Raw genomic sequence first — 20335 nt, 5'->3', positions numbered from 1 at the left:
CTGAAGCATGGAAAGGATCCGGCTTTCCATATGAAGTCTATACAATAATAATAGAATGACTTCATTCATACATAAAACCACAAAAAGAAGGGAGGAAAAAAATTCAAGTTTTATGTATTCAAAAGAGAAATTATGCTTTATATAAAGCATAATTCAACTATTTAGTTTTGTCACTTTTAAAAATGACAAATTCAAAATTCTAAAGATTGGAAAACGCTTTCAGCTTTTTTATAATGAACCTGTAATTCAAGAGAGGATTCCGGAAACAAAAAACTTGAATACAGATAGGGAGAAAAAGATATATGAAATCAAAAATTCAATCATTCGGACGCTTCCTTAGTGCAATGGTCATGCCGAATATTGGGGCTTTCATTGCTTGGGGATTAATTACTGCTTTATTTATTGATACAGGATGGATGCCTAATAAACAATTAAGCACAATGGTCGGCCCATTCTTATCTTATGTCTTACCATTATTGATTGCGTACCAAGGTGGTAAATTGGTTGCTGGTGATCGTGGAGCGGTCATGGGTGCCATTGCTTGTATTGGTGTTATCATGGGTGAACCTCAATATACAATGTTGATGGGCGCCATGATCGTTGGTCCTCTGGGTGGTTGGATCATCAAAAAATTTGACAAGGCTGTAGATGGTCATATCAAGCCTGGATTTGAGATGTTGGTCAATAACTTCTCGATTGGTATCCTTGGTATGTTGCTTGCGATTGTTGGTTTCTTCTTGATTGGTCCATTCATGGGTGCGATCTTAGCGTTCTTAAATGGTGGTGTCAACATTTTGGTACAACATGGCTTGTTACCATTGGTATCCATTTTCGTAGAACCAGCCAAAGTCTTGTTCTTGAACAATGCGATCAACCACGGTATCTTTACGCCATTAGGTGGTGAACAAGTTCAATCACTTGGTAAGTCCATCTTCTTTATGATTGAAACCAATCCAGGTCCTGGTACCGGTGTCTTATTAGCGTATTGGTTATTCTCAAAAGATGAAACAACCAAATCCAGTGCACCCGGTGCTTTGATCATCCATTTATTGGGTGGTATCCATGAAATTTCTTTCCCATATATTTTGATGAATCCATTGTTGTTATTGGCAACAATTGGTGGAAGCATGAGTGCCATGATCTACAATGTTGCTTTTAATCTAGGATTGTCAGGACCTGCTTCGCCAGGAAGTATCATTGCTTTTGTGGGTATGGCACCAAAAGGAAGTACCTTTGCTGTCTTGCTAAGTGCAGTCATTGCAGCGGGAGTATCATTCTTGATCGCAAGTCCAATCGTTCGTATGTCCAATGGCAAGGGCCAAAGCTTAGAAGAAGCCAGTGCACAAATGGCTGATATGAAAGCGGAATCCAAAGGACAAACAACCAAATCAACTACAGTTGATTTGGCCAAAGTTACAAAGATCGTCTTTGCTTGTGATGCAGGTATGGGATCTAGTGCCATGGGAGCTGCTGTATTGAAGAAAAAACTGCAGGCAGCTGGCTTGACGGATATTGATGTCCAACATGCTTCGGTATCGGATGTACCAGCAGGAACACAAGTGGTTGTATGTCATAAAGATCTGGCCGAACGTGCTAAGGAAAGTGCACCAAATGCTCGTTTGATCACGATCACAAACTTTATGGCTGCACCAGAATATGATCAATTGGTCAATGAGATCAAAGAAGCCAGAGGTTAGTAGATAAAGGAGAGTTGGTATGAATTTTTCACCGCGATCACAAAAAATTGTATCCATCCTTTTGGACAGTTCGGATCCCGTTAAAGAGCAAGCTCTGGCTGATACATTGAGCTTAAGCAAACGTACGATCCAACGAGAACTGGAAGCAGTTGATTATGGTTTGCGTTCCTACCATCTTTCTTTAGTACGAAAAAAACGGATAGGCGTTCAAATTCAAGGAAGTAGCGAAGACAAACAAACACTTCAAAATGAATTAAAAGCAGATCAAGAAATTTATTTTACCAATATTGAAGAGCGTCGTCGCTACTTATTGTTGGAATTATTAAGAGATCGAACGCCACAAAAATTAATTACATTTGCCGATCGTCTGGGTGTGAGTGAAGCAACCATTGCCAGTGATTTGGAATCTTTACAAGATTGGGTGAACCAAAATCATTTGGAAATCATTCGACGCCCAGGCTATGGCATCGTTCTAGAAGGAAAAGAAATCGATTATCGCGAAGCGGTCAATCGATTCATCAACGAAAATAGTGATGGTTTTTATTCACTCGATCGATTTCAACGACGGGAATTGTTTGAAAAATCTTTTTCAAGTCCATCCAAAGCAGGCATCTTATCTTTGTTGAATCAAGATACGATCCTAAAGGTGATGGATACTTTAGATACAATGGACGAACCGTATTTTAAACAAATGACGGATAATGCTTATGTTGCATTGGTCATTCATATTGCGATCAGTATTGATCGCATTCAAAAAGGTGGTATTGCCGAACCGAAAAAAGGGTTAAATACGGATGAAAAAGATTTGGCATCGTTACAATTAGCCAAGAATATCCATAAAGCGATGGAAAAGGCTTTTCAAATCAAAATTCCTCAAGTTGAAATTTCTTATTTGCAGGTACATATCCAAGGATCTAAAAAAGATTATTCCACAACCATGATGGTGGATGAATATTTGGATCAGGTTGATGATCAACAAATTCAAATGGTTCATCGTATGATTGAACGATTTGATCCAAAATATCAATACGACCTAGAACAAGATGATATTTTTGTACGAGGTTTATTGATTCATCTTCAACCCGTATTGATTCGACTCCAAAATCATTTGAATATTTTTAATCCATTATTAAAAGATATAAAAGATCAATATCCTGAAGTCTTTGCGAAATGTAAAGATGCAGCTAAGGTCATTACGGAAGAAACGGGCTATTCCATCCAAGATGAAGAAATTGGATACTTGGCCATGCATTTTGGTGCAGCTTTGGAGCGTTTACAAGAAAAGAAAACATATACTCGTATTGTTCGTATTGGTGTGGTTTGTGCCAGTGGATTTGGCTTAGCCCGGTTGATGCAAACCAATTTACGAATGATCTTGCCAGATACAGTAGAATTGGTTCCTTTGGGAACCAATGATATGGATCAAGCATCCGACATTGATTTTTTCGTATCGACCTTTGAATTCAAGCATCCACATATGGATTCGGTTCATGTGAATCCTTTATTGAGTGAAGAAGATATTCATCATATTCGAAAAAAAATTGAAGAGTATTCTCATGAATATAAAGAAACATCCATTCAAAAAGGCATGGGACAAGATATGGATCAAATTGCCTCTACAGCCATAGCTATCAAAGAAATATTAGCAAATTATCGACAATTTGTGGTACCTGCGGATATTCGGTTTGATCAACTTGTGGAACAATTGAGCAATGAGATGATGGGTGATCCAAAAACCATTGCGGCTAAGATCATCAAGCGTGAAAAGTTGAGTTCTCAAGTTATTCCAGAACTAGAAATCTGTTTGTTGCATTGTCGTACACAAAGTGTTTCTAAACCTATATTTTGGGTTTGTCAATCGCAGACCGGACAATTTCAACATACGAGTTTATCGCCATCCAAAGCGGTTGTATGGATGATTGCACCAGAAAACGAATACATCCAGGTTCATTTGGATGTGTTAGGTGCCATCAGCAGTGCCTTAGTTTCTTGGAAATCTTTCTTGCATACGATACAAACGGGTACACAAGCTGATATTTTGATGGAATTGGAACGTATTCTACAAAATTATTTTTATCAAGTCATTGATCAGAAAAGGAGAACACTATGAGTGATATTTTAATCAAAGAAAACATTTTGACCCATTGTAAAAGCGAACCAAAAGAAGAAATTGTTAAAAAATTAGGGGAAATGTTGAACAAGAGTGGTTATACCACACCGGCTTATACCGAAGCTATGCTACAAAAAGAAAAAGTATTTAATACCCATATCGGTTTTGGTTTGGCCATTCCTCATGGTGTAGAGGGATCCAATGCTGAAGTAATCAAATCGGGTATTGCGATCATGACTTTCCCTCAAGGTATTCAATGGGGTGATCAAGGAACGGTAAAATTGGTGGTTGGCATTGCCGGAAAAGGTGATGAGCACATGGATATTTTAAGTAATATTGCGATGAATTGTTCTTCGGAAGAGGCCGTGGAAGCCATTGCGGAAGCGGATGTGGATAGTATTTATTCATTATTTACAGGAAAATAAAAAGGGAGGATTGGATACATATGGAAACAGCCGTACATTTTGGTGCAGGAAAAATTGGACGTGGATTTATTGCTGAATTGTTACATGATACAGGATATCGTGTCGTGTTTGTTGATGTTGTCGATGCATTGGTCGATTTGATCAATAAAGATCATGAATATTATTTATTCCAGATCGAAAATAATTATAAAGAAAAGAAGATCGATCATATCGAAGCTCTTTCTTCCATCAAAGAGCCAGAGAAAGTCATTGCTGAAATTAATGAAGCGAAGGTCATTACCACATCGGTCATGGCTACAAACTTACCAAAGATTGCACCAATCTTGGCAAAAGGTTTGAAATCTCGTGTCGGACAAGGCAAAGAAAAAGTGGTTGTCATGGCTTGTGAAAATGCCATGCATGGTACCGATATTTTAGTCAAAGCGATGATTGATTCTGGTGAAATTACCCAAGCCGAATTGGATGAAGTTGGTGTTTATCCAAATACAGCTGTAGACCGTATGGTTTTCGATGGCGAACATAATGGACATAAAGGTATTGATATTGGTGTCAACTATGAACTAGCCATTGAAAAAGATAAATTGGTCAATCCAGATGATGAACCAATCAAAGGAGCCGAATATACAAGTGATCTAGATCGTCATCTACAAAGAAAGATCTATATGATCAATTGCGGTCATGCGATTTCTGCTTATATTGGTTATGCCAATGGAAAAGATATTGTCCAAGATGTATTAAATGATCCAGAATTGGTCAAAGAAGTACGGGCAGCCGTTATGGAAAGTGCAGCCGCTCTAGAAAAAGAATATGGATTCTCCCACGAATCTTTAGTGGATTATTGTGAAAACATGTTCATCAAGCGTTTTGGAAATCCAAAAACACATGATGAAGGGGCTCGCGTAGGTCGAGAACCCATTCGTAAGATTTCTTACAACGATCGTATCATGGGTCCAGCTAATATGTGTGAAAAATATGGTTTGGATAATTCAGCCTTGTTGAAGGGAGTTGCCTATGCTTTGCATTTCTATAATAAAGACGATGCCCAAGCGGTTGAGTTACAAAACTACATCAAAGAAAATGGTGTAGAAGCAGCTGTCGAAAAATATGTTGGTTTAAAACCATCGGATCGTATGTTTAAAGTCATTGTTGATGACTACAATGCCATTACAGTCAATCGATAAATAGGATGTGGCGTTCTTATCCTTGTGATAGGAACGCTTTTTTATATTATAATGAATAAAAACAGGAGATTCTTTTATGATTTATACAGTAACCTTAAATCCAGCTTTGGATTATGTCATTCAAGTGGATCATTTTCAAGCTGGACAAATCAATCGAACCAAAGAAGAACATATGTATTATGGTGGGAAAGGCATCAATGTTTCAAATATTCTTGCTGAATTAGGCTATACATCAACTGCCCTAGGTTTTGTGGCGGGTTTTACCGGTGAAGAGTTAGAACATGGATTACAAAAGATGAGCGTGCATACGGATTTTGTACATGTAGAAAAAGGCAGGACACGAATCAATGTCAAGATGAAATCGGATAAAGAAACGGAGATCAATGGGATGGGTCCGCAAGTAACAGCGCTTGATTTTTCGCGTTTATTGGCCAAAGTATCTCAACTCAAAGGGGGAGATTTGATCATTTTGTCGGGAAATATTCCCCAGACCATGGATGCTAATTCGTATCATCGGATCTTAGAGGCTATTACGGCCAATGTTGATATTGTCGTGGATGCGGAAAAAGATTTATTGCTTAAGATCCTATCGTTTCATCCTTTCTTGATCAAACCCAATAACATCGAACTGGGCGATATGTTCCATGTGTCATTAAAGAAAGAGGAAGATATTATTTTCTATGCACGAAAACTACAAACGATGGGGGCACGAAATGTATTGGTCTCAATGGCAGGAGATGGATCGATTTTGGTGGATGAGAGTGGAGAAGTCCACAAATTGGGGGTTGGCAAAGGAACGGTCGTGAATTCGGTTGGTGCTGGTGATTCGATGGTGGCTGGCTTTATTGCGGGATACCTCGATAAAAAAGACTATGCCTATGCTCAAAAGTTAGGTACGGCCTGTGGATCGGCTACAGCTTTTCATTCGGGTTTGGCGACGAAAGCACAAATTGATGAGATCTTTCATACATTATAAGGGGATGGATCATGGTACATATCGTTGTTGATTTGGAAATGAATGCCATTCCAAATCGTTATCAAAAAGAGCGACTCTATGCCAAGATGGAAATTATTCAAATTGGTGCCATTGCTTTGAATGAAACGTATCAAGAAATGGATTCGTATGCGACCTATGTCAAACCACAATATGATGATAAGGTAGAAGATTTTTATACGCATTTGACGGGTATCACCACGCAAATGATTGGACAGGCACCTTGCTTTAAAGACGCCATTCATGCATTCTTTTTATGGATCGAACACTTTGATGGGGAAATTGAAATGGTTTCTTGGTCTATGAGTGATCGTCAACAAATCGTACAAGAAGCTTGTTTAAAGGAATATGCATTTGATACGTTTGAAACCTATGTGCTCGATCAATGGACCGATTTACAACTGGAATTTGATGGTCTTGCATTTATGGATCATCGAACATCTTTGGCCGATGCCTGTCAAGTGGCAGGCTTATCGCTTGAAGGTAAGTTACACAATGGGTTGGATGATGCTAGAAATACCGCCCATTTGCTTCAAATCTTGCGAGATGATGATTTGTTTGAAAAAACATTTGGCAAAGTATATCACTATCAAGAAAAAAGTCGACCGACAACCATTGGCGATGTGATCGACTTTAGTCAATTTAATTTTGATGATTCCCAGAAAAAATAAGTAATTTTTGGTGGCTAACAAGCCATCTTTTTTTTAAGAAAGAGAACAATGAAAACTGTCTTCTTACTTGAGGGTTTTTGAATAAATGGAAAAAATACACCAAAAAAAGTAAAAAAATCATATTGACTCTCTTTCGGATAGGTCTTCTATAATTTTTTAAAAGATAACGGATCGAAGATTGCCATCACAGATTGGCAGAAGGAGGTATTTATGATTGACTTTGAATTGACTGATTATCAAAAAGAAATTCAGCAGCGTGCCAGAGAGTTTGCACAGAAGGAATTGCTTCCGACTGTGATAGAACGAGATGTCAATGAGACATATGATATGGGTCTGGTGAAAAAGCTGGGAGAGAGCGGTTTGATCGGCTTACAATTTGATCCCAAATATGGTGGTCATGGAAATGATTACTTGGCATTTGTCCTGGTCGTTGAAGAGCTTTGTAAAGTGGACTCCGCATTTGGAATTTCCTATGCGATTTCTTCTACCTTTACAACGGGCGTGGATACATTTGGCAGTGAAGAGCAGAAGATGCATTGCATGCCAAAGTTGTTTGCTGGCGATAGTCTGGGATGTTTTGCCCTGACAGAACCCGATGCTGGATCGGATGCAGGAAGTGCTAAGACAACGGCTGTAAGAGAGGGAGATCATTTTATCCTGAATGGAAAGAAACATTTTATCACCAATGGGGCGGTTGCCGATTATGCAATGCTAATAGCAAATACAGATCTTTCCAAAGGACCAAAAGGATTGACGGCTTTTTTGGTTGATCTGAAAAAAACACCAGGAATTTCCATTGGACATATTGAGAATAAATGTGGGATCCGTACGGCCAAGGTAGCAGAAATTTTAATTGATAATGCCGTGATTCCAGCTCATCGGATGATTGGTGAAGAAGGAAAGGGATTTAAATACGCATTGACCGCATTGAATGCAGGACGCTTAGGTGTGGCAGCACAGAGCCTTGGTATTGCCGAGGGGGCCTTTGCCATTTGTAAAGATTATATGATGGGAAGAGAACAGTTCGGCAAGCCGATTTATAAGAATCAATATTTGGCATTCCGCATGGCGGATCTTCAGACAGAAATCGACATGTGTAAGTTGTTGCTGTATAAAGGCGTTTGGGAACAGCAGATGGGCAAAAACTTTGCCGTTTCTGCATGCAAGGCAAAACTGGCATGCTCGAACCTAGCGATGAAAGTGACGACAGAGTGTATCCAGAATATGGGTGGTGCCGGTTACATGAGAGAAAATCATCTAGAACGGATGTTCCGAGATGCAAAGATCACGCAAATTTACGAAGGAACGAATGAAATCCAGAGACTGATCATTAGCCGCGATATTTTCGAATAAAGCTTGTGCAAATGAGCTGTATGACGGGTGATTTACAAACGGCAGAAGTGATCTTATGTTGTGGAAGAGGATTGCAAAATAAAAGCAATTTTCATTTAGCACTTCAGGTCGCTGACTGTATTCAAGCACAGATTACCGGAACCAGAGCCGCTGTAGACCTGGGATGGATCCCCGCAAATCGTGAAATTGGTTTATCGGGGGCACGTGTTGCACCACAGCTTTATATTGGATGTGGGGTGTCTGGAACGAATTTTCATATCATTGGGATGAAGCAGGCTAAAAAGATCATAGCGATCAATACAGATCCGTTGGCACCCATCTTTCAGATAGCGGATATTGGAATTGAAGCGGATGTGGGCAAAGTGCTTCTCGCTTTAATGAATACATTTTCGGAAAAGAACCCATTGCATCATCCATCCGTTGATGAACTGCTTACCTTTTTTTGTAGACTATCATGCAACCAATTTTGAAAAAATAAGAGGCTCCCTATCGGGCAGATAACAAGTAATCAAACTTGTTCGTCCGTTGGGGAGCATTTTTGTATCTTTAAGATTTATTTTTGATTCTTTTCGATAGGAACAATGATTTTTGTCAGATATAAATTTTCATCATTTGTATCCAGAGGAGAAATGATAAACTCTTCGGAAATCGGACCAATTACGGAATAGCCGTTTTTATTGATCCATTGCAATAGTTTGATATGACTTTGAATGATATCCGTATATTTTCCTAGATGACATAAGGTGGCAGCGAGTTTGCATTCCCAGTTAACAATATGATTGGAGTCAATGTCTGTTTCTGTGGTTACTCCCGCTTCGGGGATCACTTGAATACAAAATTCAACATCGCAGTCTTTCATTAAAAACTGATCGAGTGGATGACAATGATAGATGACAAAAACATTTCCTTTGACAAAGAGATTAGAAGAAAAGGATTCCATCAGAATGTTGTACCATCGATCCAATGAAACTTCGTAATTACAATAGAGTTTCATGGTTTCGCGTTGGCACAGAAGCATTCTTTTCGGAAAGTTTTCTAAACGGATCACATTGGGAATCTCACCCTCATTCAGTTTTCGACCCAATTGGATCTTAGCTAAAAGATCATCACAGACCGAAACGGATTTTTTTAATGTCTGCATGGTATTTTCCAGAGATTTCTTGTGATTCAGCAGTCGTTCTTCATATGACTGAAGATTTGTGTTGGTCAGGATTTCTCTGATTTCATTGATTGAAAAATCAATGTCACGAAGTCTGCGAATGATCATTAGCGTTGTCAGTTGAGACTTGGAATAATAGCGATATTTGCTGTTCGTATCCCGATATTGGGGTTTGAGCAAGTCGATATCGTCGTAATAGCGGATGGTCTGAACAGGAATATGACATTTTTTTGAGGCATCACCAATTGAATAACGCTCCTTTTGCATAAAATCTTCACTCCTTAAGATAATAATATATCGTAAATACATTAAAGTTTATCTATATTTTAATAGAATTGTTGAGAAAGTGTCAACATATCTCAATTGAACTCTCTAGTAACTAGAGAGTTATCTAAACATCACAGAAAAATAATTGAAATGCCAAAAATAAATATTTGACTCTGTACTTTCTACATAGAATACACTGAATGCAAAGATAAGATTGCTAAGACCGATGAACAAAATTTGAAATATCATGAATCCATGAAACGATGATCATAGACACTGAACTTCTTCTATTCATTCGGTCAAAGGCTTTCATTAAAAGAAACCATACAAAAAGGGAAATACAAAGGGATCGACCATCACGAAGATGTATGGGTATGCCTTTTTATACATATTTATCTATATCAAATCAAGACGGATTTCTTTTCTATTCGTCAAAAAATAATTGAATCAAATGAGGAGGAGGAAAATAGAGTGACACAAAAGAAAAAAGCATTGGAAGGGCTAAAGGTCATCGATCTCACATCTGCTTTGAGCGGACCGTTTTGTACGATGATTTTGGCAGATTATGGAGCTGATGTAATCAAAATCGAACCAGTACATGGTGATCAATGCCGTACCTGGGGACCATTTGATAAGAAAAGCGGTGAGAGTGGATTCTTCTGCTATGTGAATCGAAATAAAAAGGGATGTACGCTGAACTTAAAATCAGAAAAAGGTTTGCAGATGTTTTATGATTTGGTTAAAGATGCAGATTTTCTCTGTGAAAATTATAAAGGTGGCGTCACCAAAAAATTGAAGATTGATTATGAAACGATCAAAAAGATCAATCCGAGAATTATCTATGTTTCTGGATCTGGATTTGGCTTGAACAGCCCAATCAGTCATCGTCCTTGTTATGACATCGTTGCCCAAGCCATGGGAGGAATGTTATACCTGACTGGATTTAAGGATCAACCGCCAGTTAAGGTCGGACCATCGGTGGCCGATCATGTATCCGGTATCTATCAGGCATTAGGTGCTTTGGTTGCCCTGCATTACAGGGATCGAACAGGAGAAGGACAGCTTGTCGATGTAGCCATGTTTGATACGATTTTCTCTTTGCTAGAAGCGGCAATTCCTTATTACACCATGAATGGCATCATATCCGAAAGAAATGGAAATATTGACCCATCCATTGCACCGTTTGACGTTTATTCATGTAAGGATGGATATGTGGCACTGGGCGTTGGCAATGAAAGACTTTGGAAAAAATTCTGCCAAACAATTGGAAAACCAGAATTGCTTGAAGATGAGAAATATAAAACCAATGATCTGCGTGTACAAAATTATAAGAGTGGTTTGCAGAACATTATCAGTGATTGGGTAAAGAATTATACCAAGAAAGAGTTGGAAATCATGATGGACGAGGCGGGAATTCCGTGTGGCCCGGTAATGAATATAAAAGAAGCCATTGAACATCCACATACAAAAGCCCGAGATATGATTGTCCATGTGAACCATCCGACAGCTGGTGACCTAGCTTTTCAGGGGGTTGTGGCAAAATTGTCTGCCAGCCCGGGAGAGGTTACATTTGCATCTCCCCTTCTTGGTCAGGATAACTGTGAAGTATTCCATTTAACCAAAGAAGAAGAAGCAAAGCTGCAAGAAGAAGGTGTTCTTTAAACGGTATATCAAATTAGTGAAAGGATCTTTACTGCGACAAAATTTTGTCAGCAGTCAAAAATAAATGTTGGTCATTATAAGCATTGATTTAGAAAATGGAGGACAATAAAAATGGCAAGAAAAACATCTTATCTTAGCTACAACATGACAACAGCCGATGCGAACAATCAGGACGGTCTTGTTCCTTTTGGTCGTCAATGGGATTTTATCGGGGACGTAGAAACCGAACAGATGATCTTAAATGACGGGGATGAGTCTTTATGTCTTGGATATCGTGACTGCAAGATTTATGAAAATGCATATGTGGGCGATATGATGGAATATAAGGCAACCATGGTTCATGTCGGAAATACGTCTCGTGATTGTAAAATTGAAGTCTTTAAACTAGCAACGCCTGCCTATCGTGCCGGAAAAACCAATTATAAACCAGGAGATATGGTTTGGTTTGATGAACCAGTTTTGTGTACGGAGGGCATGGTACGTTTGGTCGTAAAGAAACATCTCCAAAGAGGCGAGCAACCAGATGGTCTTGTGAAAGATCCATGGCGAGCAAATGAAGATTTTCCAGAAGATGAAGTTATCGAACTTTAATAGGATAGATAGAGAAAAGGAGCTTTTATTATGGATACAGTTACAATGAGATATAGAATGTCAGATCGAGATGTTTTTTATGGCGGTGGTGTTGTAAATGGAGCAAGAAGCATTACTTTGATGAATGATTGTGCCAACCGAATTATGGCAAAGGTATTTCATAATACAGGACATTGCCTAGAAGTACGTAAAGTTCGTTTGTATGAACCCATTTTTGCGGGGGATTATATGGAATTTATCGCCAGGATCAAACAACAGAAAGGAAAGAAAGCATTGATTGAGGTAAGGGCATTTAAGATCATCCAAGTACCGGAAGATCCACCTTATCCAAGTTCTATCGATGTATTGGAAGATCCACCACTTTGTACAATTTGTCAGTTTATCTACGAAGCAAATTAGATATACAAAAATGAATCACCATGTAGACGACGAAACGTTTTGCGGATTTAGCAGAAGATTCGTCACCTATTAAAAAACAATAATATAAGAAAAGGAGGTACTTACATGGATTTATTGATTAAAGGAGGGACTGTAGTCACAGCATCTGGAAGTTTTCAGGCAGATGTAGCTATCGACAAGGAGAAAATCGTCGCAATCGGAAAAGATCTTCCAGTAGAAGCGGATAGAGTTGAGGATGCAACTGGAATGTTGGTATTGCCGGGTGCAATCGATGTGCATACGCACATGCAAATGCCTTTTGGCGGAACCGTATCGGCAGACAGTTACAAATCGGGAACACGTGCTGCTGTTTGCGGAGGCGTTACAACTATCTTTGATTATCCAGTACAGCATAAGGGCGAGACGATTCTCGGACTAGTCAATTCCAAAAAGGAAATCTTAGAAACCGATGCTTGTAGTGATTATGCATTCCATTGCTGTATCACCGATTTAAACGGTGGTCAAATTTTGGAAGAGATGGAACAAGCAGCCGAAGCGGGAATCACAAGTCTGAAGTGTTTCTTAGTCTATAAAAAAGAAGGTATGATGGTCGATGATGGTATGCTTGCCACACTTCTTCTTCGTGCCAAAGAACTTGGTATGATGATCAATGTGCATGCAGAAAATCCAGATTTGATCGATCTTCGGACAGAGCAATATCTGAAAGAAGGTAAAACGAGTGCCTGGTATCATTATATGAGTCGTCCAGAATTTGTCGCTGCGGAAGCCGATAAGCGCGTGGTTCATTGGGCATCGCATCTGGATACACCGGTTTATATCGTACATATGTCCGATCAAGAGGGATTGGAAGCTTGTGAAAAAGCAAAAATGGATGGAAAGCCGGTTTATGTAGAAACCTGTCCACAGTATTTGGAATTTACTTGTGATGTATATAAACGTCCAGATGGCAGAAACTTTGTATGCTCACCACCAATGAAAGGTGAAGCAAGCAAAGAAGCATTGTGGAAAGCATTGAAAGCCGGATTTATCGATACAGTCGCAACCGATCATTGTCCATTCCAAAGTTATGAAAAGGACTGGGGAAAAGATGATTTTTCAAAGATTCCAAACGGATGTGCAGGTGTAGAAAATCTCTATCCATATATGCTCGATGCAGCCAACACTGGAAAAATTTCATTTGAAAAAGTTGTTGAGGTTTGCGCAACAAATCCAGCGAAGATTTTTGGATGTGAAGACAAAGGAGCGATTGCTGTTGGCAAAGATGCTGACATTGTATTGTATGATCCAAAGAAAGATTTCACGATTTCTGTCAATAATATGCATAGTGACTATGATCATACGATCTGGGAAGGCAAAGAGCTTCATGGATATCCAGTAAAAACATTCCTCCGTGGAAATCTTGTATATGATCATGGAGAATTTGTAGGAAAACCGGGCATGGGCAAATACGTAAAACGTATCCCAAGACGTTAGGAAAGCATTTTTAAAATAGAATCAATTAGAAAAGGAGGATTTAAAAATGTATAAGGCAAGTTTAGAACGAATGGAAGATAAAATTAAAACATTTTCACAGTATGGTGACGCTGGTCATGGTGGAATCACTAGATATACGCTGTCTGAAGCGGATATTCAGGCAAGAAATGAATTCCGAAAGAGAATGGAAGCCATCGGTGCAACCATCGAGATTGATGACGTCGCAAATATGTATGCCACTCTTCCTGGATCGGATCCAAACGCAAAAAGAATTGTGATGGGTTCCCATTGTGATTCTGTTCGTAACGGTGGAAATTATGATGGTATTCTTGGTGTCATGAGTGCCATGGAAGTTTTGGAAACTGTGGCAGAGAAAAAGATTCCACATAAGCATCCTTTGACAGCGATGATTTGGACAAATGAAGAGGGATCCCTTTATCCGCCAGCAATGATGTCTTCTGGAATCATTTGTTACGATTATCTACCAGATGAGATCAAAACAGGCTTTAAATATGAAGATATGATGAATTCAAAGAGCGTTCTTGATCCACAGGTTACGTTCAAAGATGCTTTGGACAAATCAGGCTTTAAAGGGGATAAAAAATATCGTTTGACGCCGGAAAAATATGAATGTTATTTTGAAACACATATTGAACAGGGACCAATCCTGGAAGATGCTGGAAATGATATTGGTGTGGTTGACTGTGTCTTAGGAATGTTTAATTATACATTGAAATTCTATGGACAAACGACCCATGCTGGTACCTTCCCAATGCCAAAGAGAAAAGATGCATTCTATGCAGCTGCACAAGCATTGTTGTATTTGCATAAAACGATCGATGCACTAGGACATCCAGAGTTGGTTTATACTACAGGTGAAGTACAGTGTCATCCAAACGTTCATACCTGTGTTCCAGATTATTATGAATTTTCATTTGACTGTCGTCATGAAAGTCCAGAGTTATTGAATCAAGTACTTCAGATTGTAAAAGATTGTGCAAATAAAGAATGGGCGGGTTGCACCTGTGAAGTAGAAAAAGCATGGAATCGTGATACGGTTTATTGGAATAAGACGTTGGTCGGATATGTTAAGGAATCCTGTGAAGAATTGGGTGTTAGCCATCAATATATTCATTCGGGTGCCGGACACGATGCCCAATTTGCAGCCTATGTATTGCCGACAACCATGATTTTCGTACAATCTAAGGATGGTTTATCACATTGTGAGCCAGAATATTCATCTCCTGAACATTGTACAGAGGGGGCATCTGTTATGTTGAATGCCGTCTTGAAAGTGGATGAGCGCGGACTTTGATCAACCATTAAATTAAAGAAATCAGTGCAGAAATAAGCATCTTTACCTGCTCTCTATTGAGTCATCGTTATAGCAATGTATACCCAAAGGGAGCGGGTATTTTTCATATCATACATTTTCAGGGAGGTGAGGAGATGAAAATTGAACGTTTGGATATAGTGATTGCTGTGCTGGCGGGAATTTCATGTCTAGGAGGGTTGATTAAAATTCCGGTCTGGGCCTTGTTTATTGGCGAGACTTGGTATTTTACGCTTGGATCGAATCCGGAAGCATTTAAAAAATCAATTCCACCGATGATCGAGGGATACATATTGGCTGCCATTGCGATTCTTGCCTATGCCGCATCTGGATTTAGTATGGGAGTGCAAGTGCTTACGGTAATCGGAACCGTCATTATCTTGATGTTATCATTGAAAACAAAAATGTTTGCTTGCTCTTTAGCATCCTTTAATTCTTATTCCTGCCTGTTTGCCGGCTATTATGCAGGATATTTCCCAAAGCTGGATGTGGTATCGTTTTTGGACTGGAAAAATTTGGTGATTGCGATGTTGTGGATCGCATTGGCAAATGTCATTGGATTGTTTTGTGGATGGTTGTGCATCCGCTTGGGTGCAAGTGTTACGAAAGAAGAAAAGAGGATTTCGGAAAACTGAATCCTCTTTCGAGGTTAACGATTGGATACAAGAAAAATGTCAAATCAAGTATATCTTATTCTTTTAGCAGGGATGCTTTGGGCAACCCAGGGTCTGTTTGTAACAGAATGGAGAAGCTTGGGTTTGCAATCAAAAGAAATAGCGGCCATTCGGGTTATTACAGCAACCATTATTTTTATTTTGTGGGTGGTCATATATAATAAAAAACTATTTCGAATACGAATCAAAGATTTATGGATTTTTGTAGCCAGTGGACTGGTAAGCATCGTCGGATTTACCATTTTTTATTACGGTGCCATTGATATGACTTCCGTATCCGTAGCCGCTGTTCTATTATATGTTTCACCAGCCATCGTTTCCGTTCTTTCAGCCATCTTTTTTCGGGAAAAATTCACAAAAAATAAAGTGATTTCACTGATTTTTGCTTTTTTAGGATGTACCTTTGTTTCCGGAATTTTTGAAAATGCCGGCTCATCCAATGTATCCGGTGTGGCGGTTGGACTTTTGGCAGCCTTTTGCTACGCCATGTATTCGATCTTTAGTGCATTACTCCTTCGAAGAAATTATCATCCCGTGACTTCAATGTTATATACCTTTATTATCGCATCGATTGGTCTGGTAATGATAGCCGATTGGCATACATTGGGATTTGTACTAACAAAAGATCATAGCAGAATGGAATTTGGACTTTTATTTGGTTGTATTAGCTGTGTACTCCCTTATTTTCTATATACCATTAGTCTTAAATATGTAGAAGTCAGCAGGGCAGCAATCCTCTCATCTGTCGAAGCGATATCTGCTTCCGTTTACAGCATTCTTTTTCTACATGAAGCCATCCGCATCGATGTCATCATCGGTATCATTTGTGTGATTCTTTCCGTCGTGATCGTCAATCAGACACAGAAAGAATAAACCAAAATTTTATTAATCTTAAAAAGCCCGCCTTAACAATCCGATTGGCAGAATTTTAGGTTCTGTCTTGGATTCTTGGAGCGGGTTTTCTAACTAAGTCATTTTTGGTGGCTGACTGACAAGCACATCCATTACACCAGAAAGGGAATATGTTTTTGTTTGGGAAGTAATGATCATGCCCATACCTGCTTTTACCGGATATGAGGTATCATCAAGAATCAATGTACCTTGTCCAGACAAGATGACGACACAAGAATATATAGGATTATCCAATGTCTGTTTGTTGTTGATCTGGTAGCGATCAATCTTGAAAAAATGATTATCTGTATAGGTCATTTGGATATTTCCATCTTTTTCCATCGTAACAGGATGGATCTCTGGTTCTTGGTGTGGTACGGTTGTCACTTCCAAAGCTTGTTGGACATGGAGTTGTCTAGGTTTGCCATCAACCAAACGATCATAATCATAGAGACGATAGGTCATATCGCTGGATTGTTGGACTTCGGCCATCATCAATTTGCCTTCAATGCCATGAATGATGCCTGGCGGCGTAAAGATGAAATCATTATCATGGATCGGTTTACGAATCAATAATGAATCCCATTCGTTGTTTTCAATGTGTTGTTTTAATTCGGTTTTGGTCTTGGCTGTATGGCCACGGATGATCTTTGATCCATCTTCTACATCTAGAAATAAGCAACATTCCGCTTTGCCTTCTCCATGCGATTGGGCATCATTGGGATGCACTTGGACCGATACGGGTTTTGTGACTTCATTGATCTTGATCAGAAGAGGAAATTTATCATGAGGATCATTCGCAAACAATTCGCGATGATTGGTATATACATCTTTCAAGGTTTGCGATTTATATGGACCATTGGTGATTACGCTTAAACCATGATCATGCGCACTGATGACCCAATATTCACCAATTTTTTGGGTAGGATCGCCAATGCCAAAGCTATCCTGGATCTTGTGACCACCATATAGCTTTTCAATCAGGGGGGATTCTAAAAATAAGACAGGTTCCATATTTACTCCATATTGGCATGACGACCAAACATGGTATCGGAATTCATATGTTTTTTATCCATCAACATCAAGATCAAGGTGTCCATATATAAAGCTTCGGATTGCTCAAATAAAGAACCCATCGGCTGGATCGATTGGATTTCACCCGCTTTTGCAGATTTTGGACTTGGTGCACTGATTTCGATAACTACATCAGCCATTTTCGCAATAGGGGATTCTGGATCAATGGTGATCAAAGCCACCTTGGCCCCCACTTCCTTGGCTTTTTGGGCATGATTGACCAAACTTTTCGTTGAACCAGAGCCGGAACAAACAACTAAGAGACCCGTATCATCAATATTGGGGGTACACGTTTCACCAACTACATAACTATTGAATCCCATGTGCATCAAACGCATCGCAAAGCCACGTACCGCAAAGCCACTACGACCAGCGCCGGCACAGAAGATTTCTTTCGCATGCAATAATAAATCAACAAATTGATTGGATTTTTCAATATTGATGGTAGGCAATGTTTGATTCAATTCATTTAAGATGATCTTTGCATATTCTTGATTGTTCATGATGTGCATCCCTCCTATTTTAAATGTTTCTTCATCTCTTTGGCCATGGCACTTGGGTCTTTGGCATTGCAGATGGCACCACCCACAACAATGATGCCTGCTCCTTGGGCCACGATCGCATCGATGGTAGCTAATTTGACACCACCGGCTACGGCAGACTTGGCATTTTGGATGATTGAATTGACAACTTTCAAATCATCCAAAGGATCTTTCCCCGTTGCTTGCACATCAAAAGCGGTATGTACACAAATGTAATCGACACCCATTTGATCCACTTCCTTGGTACGTTTGGCTAAATCCTTCACTTCAATCATATCAACCATGACTTGTTTGCCATGTTCTTTGGCACTTTCAACGACACCTTTGATAGTCAAATCATTGGAAACACCCAATACCGTAACAATATCGGCACCAGCATCGAAGCATTTATCGGCTTCATATTTACCTGCATCCATAATTTTGGCATCGGCCAAAACTTCAATGTCTGGGAATTTTTCTTTGAAGGTACGAACTGGCACCATACCTTGTTCGATGATAAAAGGAGTTCCAACCTCCGCAACATCGACAAAACCTTGGGTTTGTTCCAATAAGGTCACACATTCGTCTAATGTGAGTGTATCTAAAGCAGCTTGTAGTTTCATGATAAAACCTCCTCTTTTTTTCATCCTTAGAATAGAATTTTAAGAGAAAATCTACAATAAAAAATTGGCTTTTTTCGAAATAAGAATAAAATAAAGTTGGTTTTATAGAAACAATAGCCAAAAAGCCAAGTTTTCGATACAATAGAAATATGTCAAAGAAGATGGAAGAGCGTCAACAAGAGATTTATCAAGCCATCCTAACCGAAGGGAAGGTCCGCGTCATTGATTTAGCCAATACCTATCATGTGAGTATGGAAACCATTCGCAAAGATCTCAATCAAATGGAAAGTCAAGGTTTGCTTCATAAAATACATGGAGGCGCTTGTCGTAAAGAAGATAATAGTGAGGTGGCGGTCCATGTGAAAGTGAATGAACATGCCTCCTTAAAACAAGACCTTGCCAAACGGGCTTTGCAGGAAATTCCTGATCATTCTTCTCTTTTTATTGGACCTGGAAGTACCACGTTGGCATTGGCAAAATTACTTCCTTTAAAAAAAGATTTATTGGTGATCACAAATTCATTGATGATTGCGAATATTGTTACGAACCAAAAACACGAGCTGATCTTTTTAGGGGGTAAGGTATTAAAGAAATCACAATGTGCAACGGGAGCCTTTACATTGGATCATATTGATGCCATCCATTTTGATGTAGCTTGCCTTGGCTGTGATGGTTTTAAGAACAGTCAAGGACCCACAACATTTTCATTTGAAGAAATGGAAGTAAATCAACATGTTTTACGAAAAGCAGAAAAAAAGATCTTGTTAGCAGATCAATCAAAATTTGATTGGCAAGGCACCTATATGTTTGCACCTTTTTATTCTTTTGATTTTTTGATCACCAATCCCGTAGATATCGAAAAGAAACAAAGCATACAAGGATGTACGATCCTGATTGCCAAATAAAAAGTCCTTACATATGTTTCTTAAATGTAAGGACTCTTTATATTGTTAATCGGTTGATACTAAAATCAAATCGCTTTTTCAATTTTGTCTCCCTTCCAGAAATTACATTTCTTGCGAATATGTATTTCCTTTTGTCACTTGTATTATAGCTTATCAATCAATTGTAGATAGCAAATTGGCAAAGTTGGTATATAAAGTGGAATGCAAAATAAATGGTCCTTACAATATTTAATACATTTCTGTAAGGACCATTTATTGAATAAATCTGTTTGTACTAAAATCAAATCGCATCGATTGAGATATTCTCCTTTCTACTTTGAAATTGAATTTAC

Annotated in this window: 20 protein-coding genes; 16 read left to right on the top strand and 4 right to left on the bottom strand. The window is 39.0% G+C overall.

Going from position 1 to position 20335, the window contains the following annotated elements; translation table 11 throughout:
- The first annotated feature begins 302 nt into the window (after positions 1-302).
- The 8 genes from SOS22_RS00450 (at position 303) to SOS22_RS00415 (ending at position 8901) form a co-directional block, all read left to right on the top strand.
- Entirely contained in the window at positions 303-1697 is a 1395-nt protein-coding gene (locus SOS22_RS00450; RefSeq protein WP_320595983.1) for a PTS mannitol transporter subunit IICBA, read from the top strand.
- 19 nt (positions 1698-1716) lie between these two features.
- Positions 1717-3807 carry a BglG family transcription antiterminator gene (locus SOS22_RS00445; protein WP_320595982.1) on the top strand — a complete coding sequence of 697 codons (2091 nt, stop codon included), beginning with the start codon at positions 1717-1719 and terminating at the stop codon, positions 3805-3807.
- The gene (locus SOS22_RS00440) at positions 3804-4232 is read left to right on the top strand and encodes a PTS sugar transporter subunit IIA (RefSeq protein WP_320325488.1); all 429 of its coding nucleotides are present in this window, start codon (positions 3804-3806) and stop codon (positions 4230-4232) included. Before SOS22_RS00445 ends, SOS22_RS00440 begins: the two co-directional genes overlap by 4 nt.
- A gap of 20 nt (positions 4233-4252) precedes the next feature.
- The gene (locus SOS22_RS00435; RefSeq protein ID WP_320595981.1) at positions 4253-5413 is read left to right on the top strand and encodes a hypothetical protein; all 1161 of its coding nucleotides are present in this window, start codon (positions 4253-4255) and stop codon (positions 5411-5413) included.
- A 76-nt stretch (positions 5414-5489) separates the two neighbouring features.
- A complete protein-coding gene (pfkB, locus tag SOS22_RS00430) occupies positions 5490-6389 on the top strand; it encodes a 1-phosphofructokinase (protein ID WP_320595980.1) in 900 nt (299 codons plus the stop codon).
- 11 nt (positions 6390-6400) lie between these two features.
- Positions 6401-7078, top strand: coding sequence for a 3'-5' exonuclease (locus SOS22_RS00425; protein WP_320595979.1), 678 nt, complete (start codon positions 6401-6403; stop codon positions 7076-7078).
- 210 nt (positions 7079-7288) lie between these two features.
- Positions 7289-8431, top strand: coding sequence for an acyl-CoA dehydrogenase family protein (locus tag SOS22_RS00420; protein ID WP_320595978.1), 1143 nt, complete (start codon positions 7289-7291; stop codon positions 8429-8431).
- A 20-nt stretch (positions 8432-8451) separates the two neighbouring features.
- A complete protein-coding gene (locus tag SOS22_RS00415) occupies positions 8452-8901 on the top strand; it encodes an electron transfer flavoprotein subunit alpha/FixB family protein (protein WP_320595977.1) in 450 nt (149 codons plus the stop codon).
- Between the two features lie 83 nt (positions 8902-8984).
- Here SOS22_RS00415 and SOS22_RS00410 read toward each other — a convergent pair whose 3' ends face one another.
- Complete coding sequence (locus SOS22_RS00410; RefSeq protein ID WP_320595976.1) at positions 8985-9857, bottom strand: MerR family transcriptional regulator; 873 nt, start codon at positions 9855-9857, stop codon at positions 8985-8987.
- Positions 9858-10328: 471 nt separating this feature from the next.
- Between SOS22_RS00410 and SOS22_RS00405 the strand changes: the two genes are divergently transcribed.
- From SOS22_RS00405 to SOS22_RS00375, 7 genes are all read left to right on the top strand, one after another.
- Complete coding sequence (locus tag SOS22_RS00405) at positions 10329-11519, top strand: CaiB/BaiF CoA transferase family protein (RefSeq protein ID WP_320325481.1); 1191 nt, start codon at positions 10329-10331, stop codon at positions 11517-11519.
- 111 nt (positions 11520-11630) lie between these two features.
- Positions 11631-12110, top strand: coding sequence for a hypothetical protein (locus SOS22_RS00400; protein ID WP_320325480.1), 480 nt, complete (start codon positions 11631-11633; stop codon positions 12108-12110).
- A gap of 57 nt (positions 12111-12167) precedes the next feature.
- On the top strand, positions 12168-12509 hold the full coding sequence (locus SOS22_RS00395; RefSeq protein WP_320325479.1) for a hotdog fold domain-containing protein: 342 nt from the start codon (positions 12168-12170) through the stop codon (positions 12507-12509).
- Positions 12510-12614: 105 nt separating this feature from the next.
- The gene (gene hydA / locus SOS22_RS00390) at positions 12615-13982 is read left to right on the top strand and encodes a dihydropyrimidinase (RefSeq protein ID WP_320325478.1); all 1368 of its coding nucleotides are present in this window, start codon (positions 12615-12617) and stop codon (positions 13980-13982) included.
- Between the two features lie 46 nt (positions 13983-14028).
- The gene (locus SOS22_RS00385) at positions 14029-15297 is read left to right on the top strand and encodes a Zn-dependent hydrolase (protein ID WP_320325477.1); all 1269 of its coding nucleotides are present in this window, start codon (positions 14029-14031) and stop codon (positions 15295-15297) included.
- Between the two features lie 134 nt (positions 15298-15431).
- Positions 15432-15950, top strand: a complete 519-nt coding sequence (locus SOS22_RS00380) for a DUF1097 domain-containing protein (RefSeq protein WP_320325476.1) — start codon at positions 15432-15434, stop codon at positions 15948-15950.
- Positions 15951-15986: 36 nt separating this feature from the next.
- Positions 15987-16862 (top strand): DMT family transporter, encoded by an 876-nt coding sequence (locus SOS22_RS00375; RefSeq protein WP_320325475.1) that lies wholly within the window; start codon positions 15987-15989, stop codon positions 16860-16862.
- 93 nt (positions 16863-16955) lie between these two features.
- Here SOS22_RS00375 and SOS22_RS00370 read toward each other — a convergent pair whose 3' ends face one another.
- From SOS22_RS00370 to hxlA, 3 genes are read right to left on the bottom strand one after another with little or no spacing between them, the layout of a single operon-like run.
- On the bottom strand, positions 16956-17894 hold the full coding sequence (locus tag SOS22_RS00370) for a type I phosphomannose isomerase catalytic subunit (RefSeq protein WP_320595975.1): 939 nt from the start codon (positions 17892-17894) through the stop codon (positions 16956-16958).
- A 2-nt stretch (positions 17895-17896) separates the two neighbouring features.
- Positions 17897-18457: a 6-phospho-3-hexuloisomerase gene (hxlB, locus tag SOS22_RS00365; RefSeq protein ID WP_320595974.1), complete on the bottom strand. Its 561-nt coding sequence runs from the start codon at positions 18455-18457 to the stop codon at positions 17897-17899.
- Positions 18458-18471: 14 nt separating this feature from the next.
- Positions 18472-19098 carry a 3-hexulose-6-phosphate synthase gene (gene hxlA / locus SOS22_RS00360; RefSeq protein WP_320325472.1) on the bottom strand — a complete coding sequence of 209 codons (627 nt, stop codon included), beginning with the start codon at positions 19096-19098 and terminating at the stop codon, positions 18472-18474.
- A gap of 149 nt (positions 19099-19247) precedes the next feature.
- Between hxlA and SOS22_RS00355 the strand changes: the two genes are divergently transcribed.
- Positions 19248-20003, top strand: coding sequence for a DeoR/GlpR family DNA-binding transcription regulator (locus SOS22_RS00355; RefSeq protein WP_320595973.1), 756 nt, complete (start codon positions 19248-19250; stop codon positions 20001-20003).
- Positions 20004-20335 lie beyond the last annotated feature (332 nt).

The organism is Absicoccus sp. (assembly GCF_034090965.1).
Classification (GTDB): Bacteria; Bacillota_I; Bacilli_A; order Erysipelotrichales; family Erysipelotrichaceae; genus Absicoccus; species Absicoccus intestinalis.
Note: the sequence above shows the minus strand (reverse complement) of the source record. Positions and strands in the feature narration are given on the sequence as shown.

Bases quoted from the DNA above. Each gene is read 5' to 3' on its own strand.
- SOS22_RS00385 (WP_320325477.1), top strand. From the start codon at position 14,029: ATGTATAAGGCAAGTTTAGAACGAATGGAAGATAAAATTAAAACATTT.
- SOS22_RS00395 (WP_320325479.1), top strand. From the start codon at position 12,168: ATGTCAGATCGAGATGTTTTTTATGGCGGTGGTGTTGTAAATGGAGCA.
- SOS22_RS00440 (WP_320325488.1), top strand. From the start codon at position 3,804: ATGAGTGATATTTTAATCAAAGAAAACATTTTGACCCATTGTAAAAGC.
- SOS22_RS00435 (WP_320595981.1), top strand. From the start codon at position 4,253: ATGGAAACAGCCGTACATTTTGGTGCAGGAAAAATTGGACGTGGATTT.
- SOS22_RS00380 (WP_320325476.1), top strand. From the start codon at position 15,432: ATGAAAATTGAACGTTTGGATATAGTGATTGCTGTGCTGGCGGGAATT.
- SOS22_RS00450 (WP_320595983.1), top strand. From the start codon at position 303: ATGAAATCAAAAATTCAATCATTCGGACGCTTCCTTAGTGCAATGGTC.
- SOS22_RS00400 (WP_320325480.1), top strand. From the start codon at position 11,631: ATGGCAAGAAAAACATCTTATCTTAGCTACAACATGACAACAGCCGAT.
- hxlA (WP_320325472.1), bottom strand. From the start codon at position 19,098: ATGAAACTACAAGCTGCTTTAGATACACTCACATTAGACGAATGTGTG.
- SOS22_RS00420 (WP_320595978.1), top strand. From the start codon at position 7,289: ATGATTGACTTTGAATTGACTGATTATCAAAAAGAAATTCAGCAGCGT.
- SOS22_RS00425 (WP_320595979.1), top strand. From the start codon at position 6,401: ATGGTACATATCGTTGTTGATTTGGAAATGAATGCCATTCCAAATCGT.
- SOS22_RS00370 (WP_320595975.1), bottom strand. From the start codon at position 17,894: ATGGAACCTGTCTTATTTTTAGAATCCCCCCTGATTGAAAAGCTATAT.
- SOS22_RS00415 (WP_320595977.1), top strand. From the start codon at position 8,452: ATGACGGGTGATTTACAAACGGCAGAAGTGATCTTATGTTGTGGAAGA.
- hxlB (WP_320595974.1), bottom strand. From the start codon at position 18,457: ATGAACAATCAAGAATATGCAAAGATCATCTTAAATGAATTGAATCAA.
- SOS22_RS00355 (WP_320595973.1), top strand. From the start codon at position 19,248: ATGTCAAAGAAGATGGAAGAGCGTCAACAAGAGATTTATCAAGCCATC.
- SOS22_RS00445 (WP_320595982.1), top strand. From the start codon at position 1,717: ATGAATTTTTCACCGCGATCACAAAAAATTGTATCCATCCTTTTGGAC.
- SOS22_RS00410 (WP_320595976.1), bottom strand. From the start codon at position 9,857: ATGCAAAAGGAGCGTTATTCAATTGGTGATGCCTCAAAAAAATGTCAT.
- pfkB (WP_320595980.1), top strand. From the start codon at position 5,490: ATGATTTATACAGTAACCTTAAATCCAGCTTTGGATTATGTCATTCAA.
- SOS22_RS00375 (WP_320325475.1), top strand. From the start codon at position 15,987: ATGTCAAATCAAGTATATCTTATTCTTTTAGCAGGGATGCTTTGGGCA.
- hydA (WP_320325478.1), top strand. From the start codon at position 12,615: ATGGATTTATTGATTAAAGGAGGGACTGTAGTCACAGCATCTGGAAGT.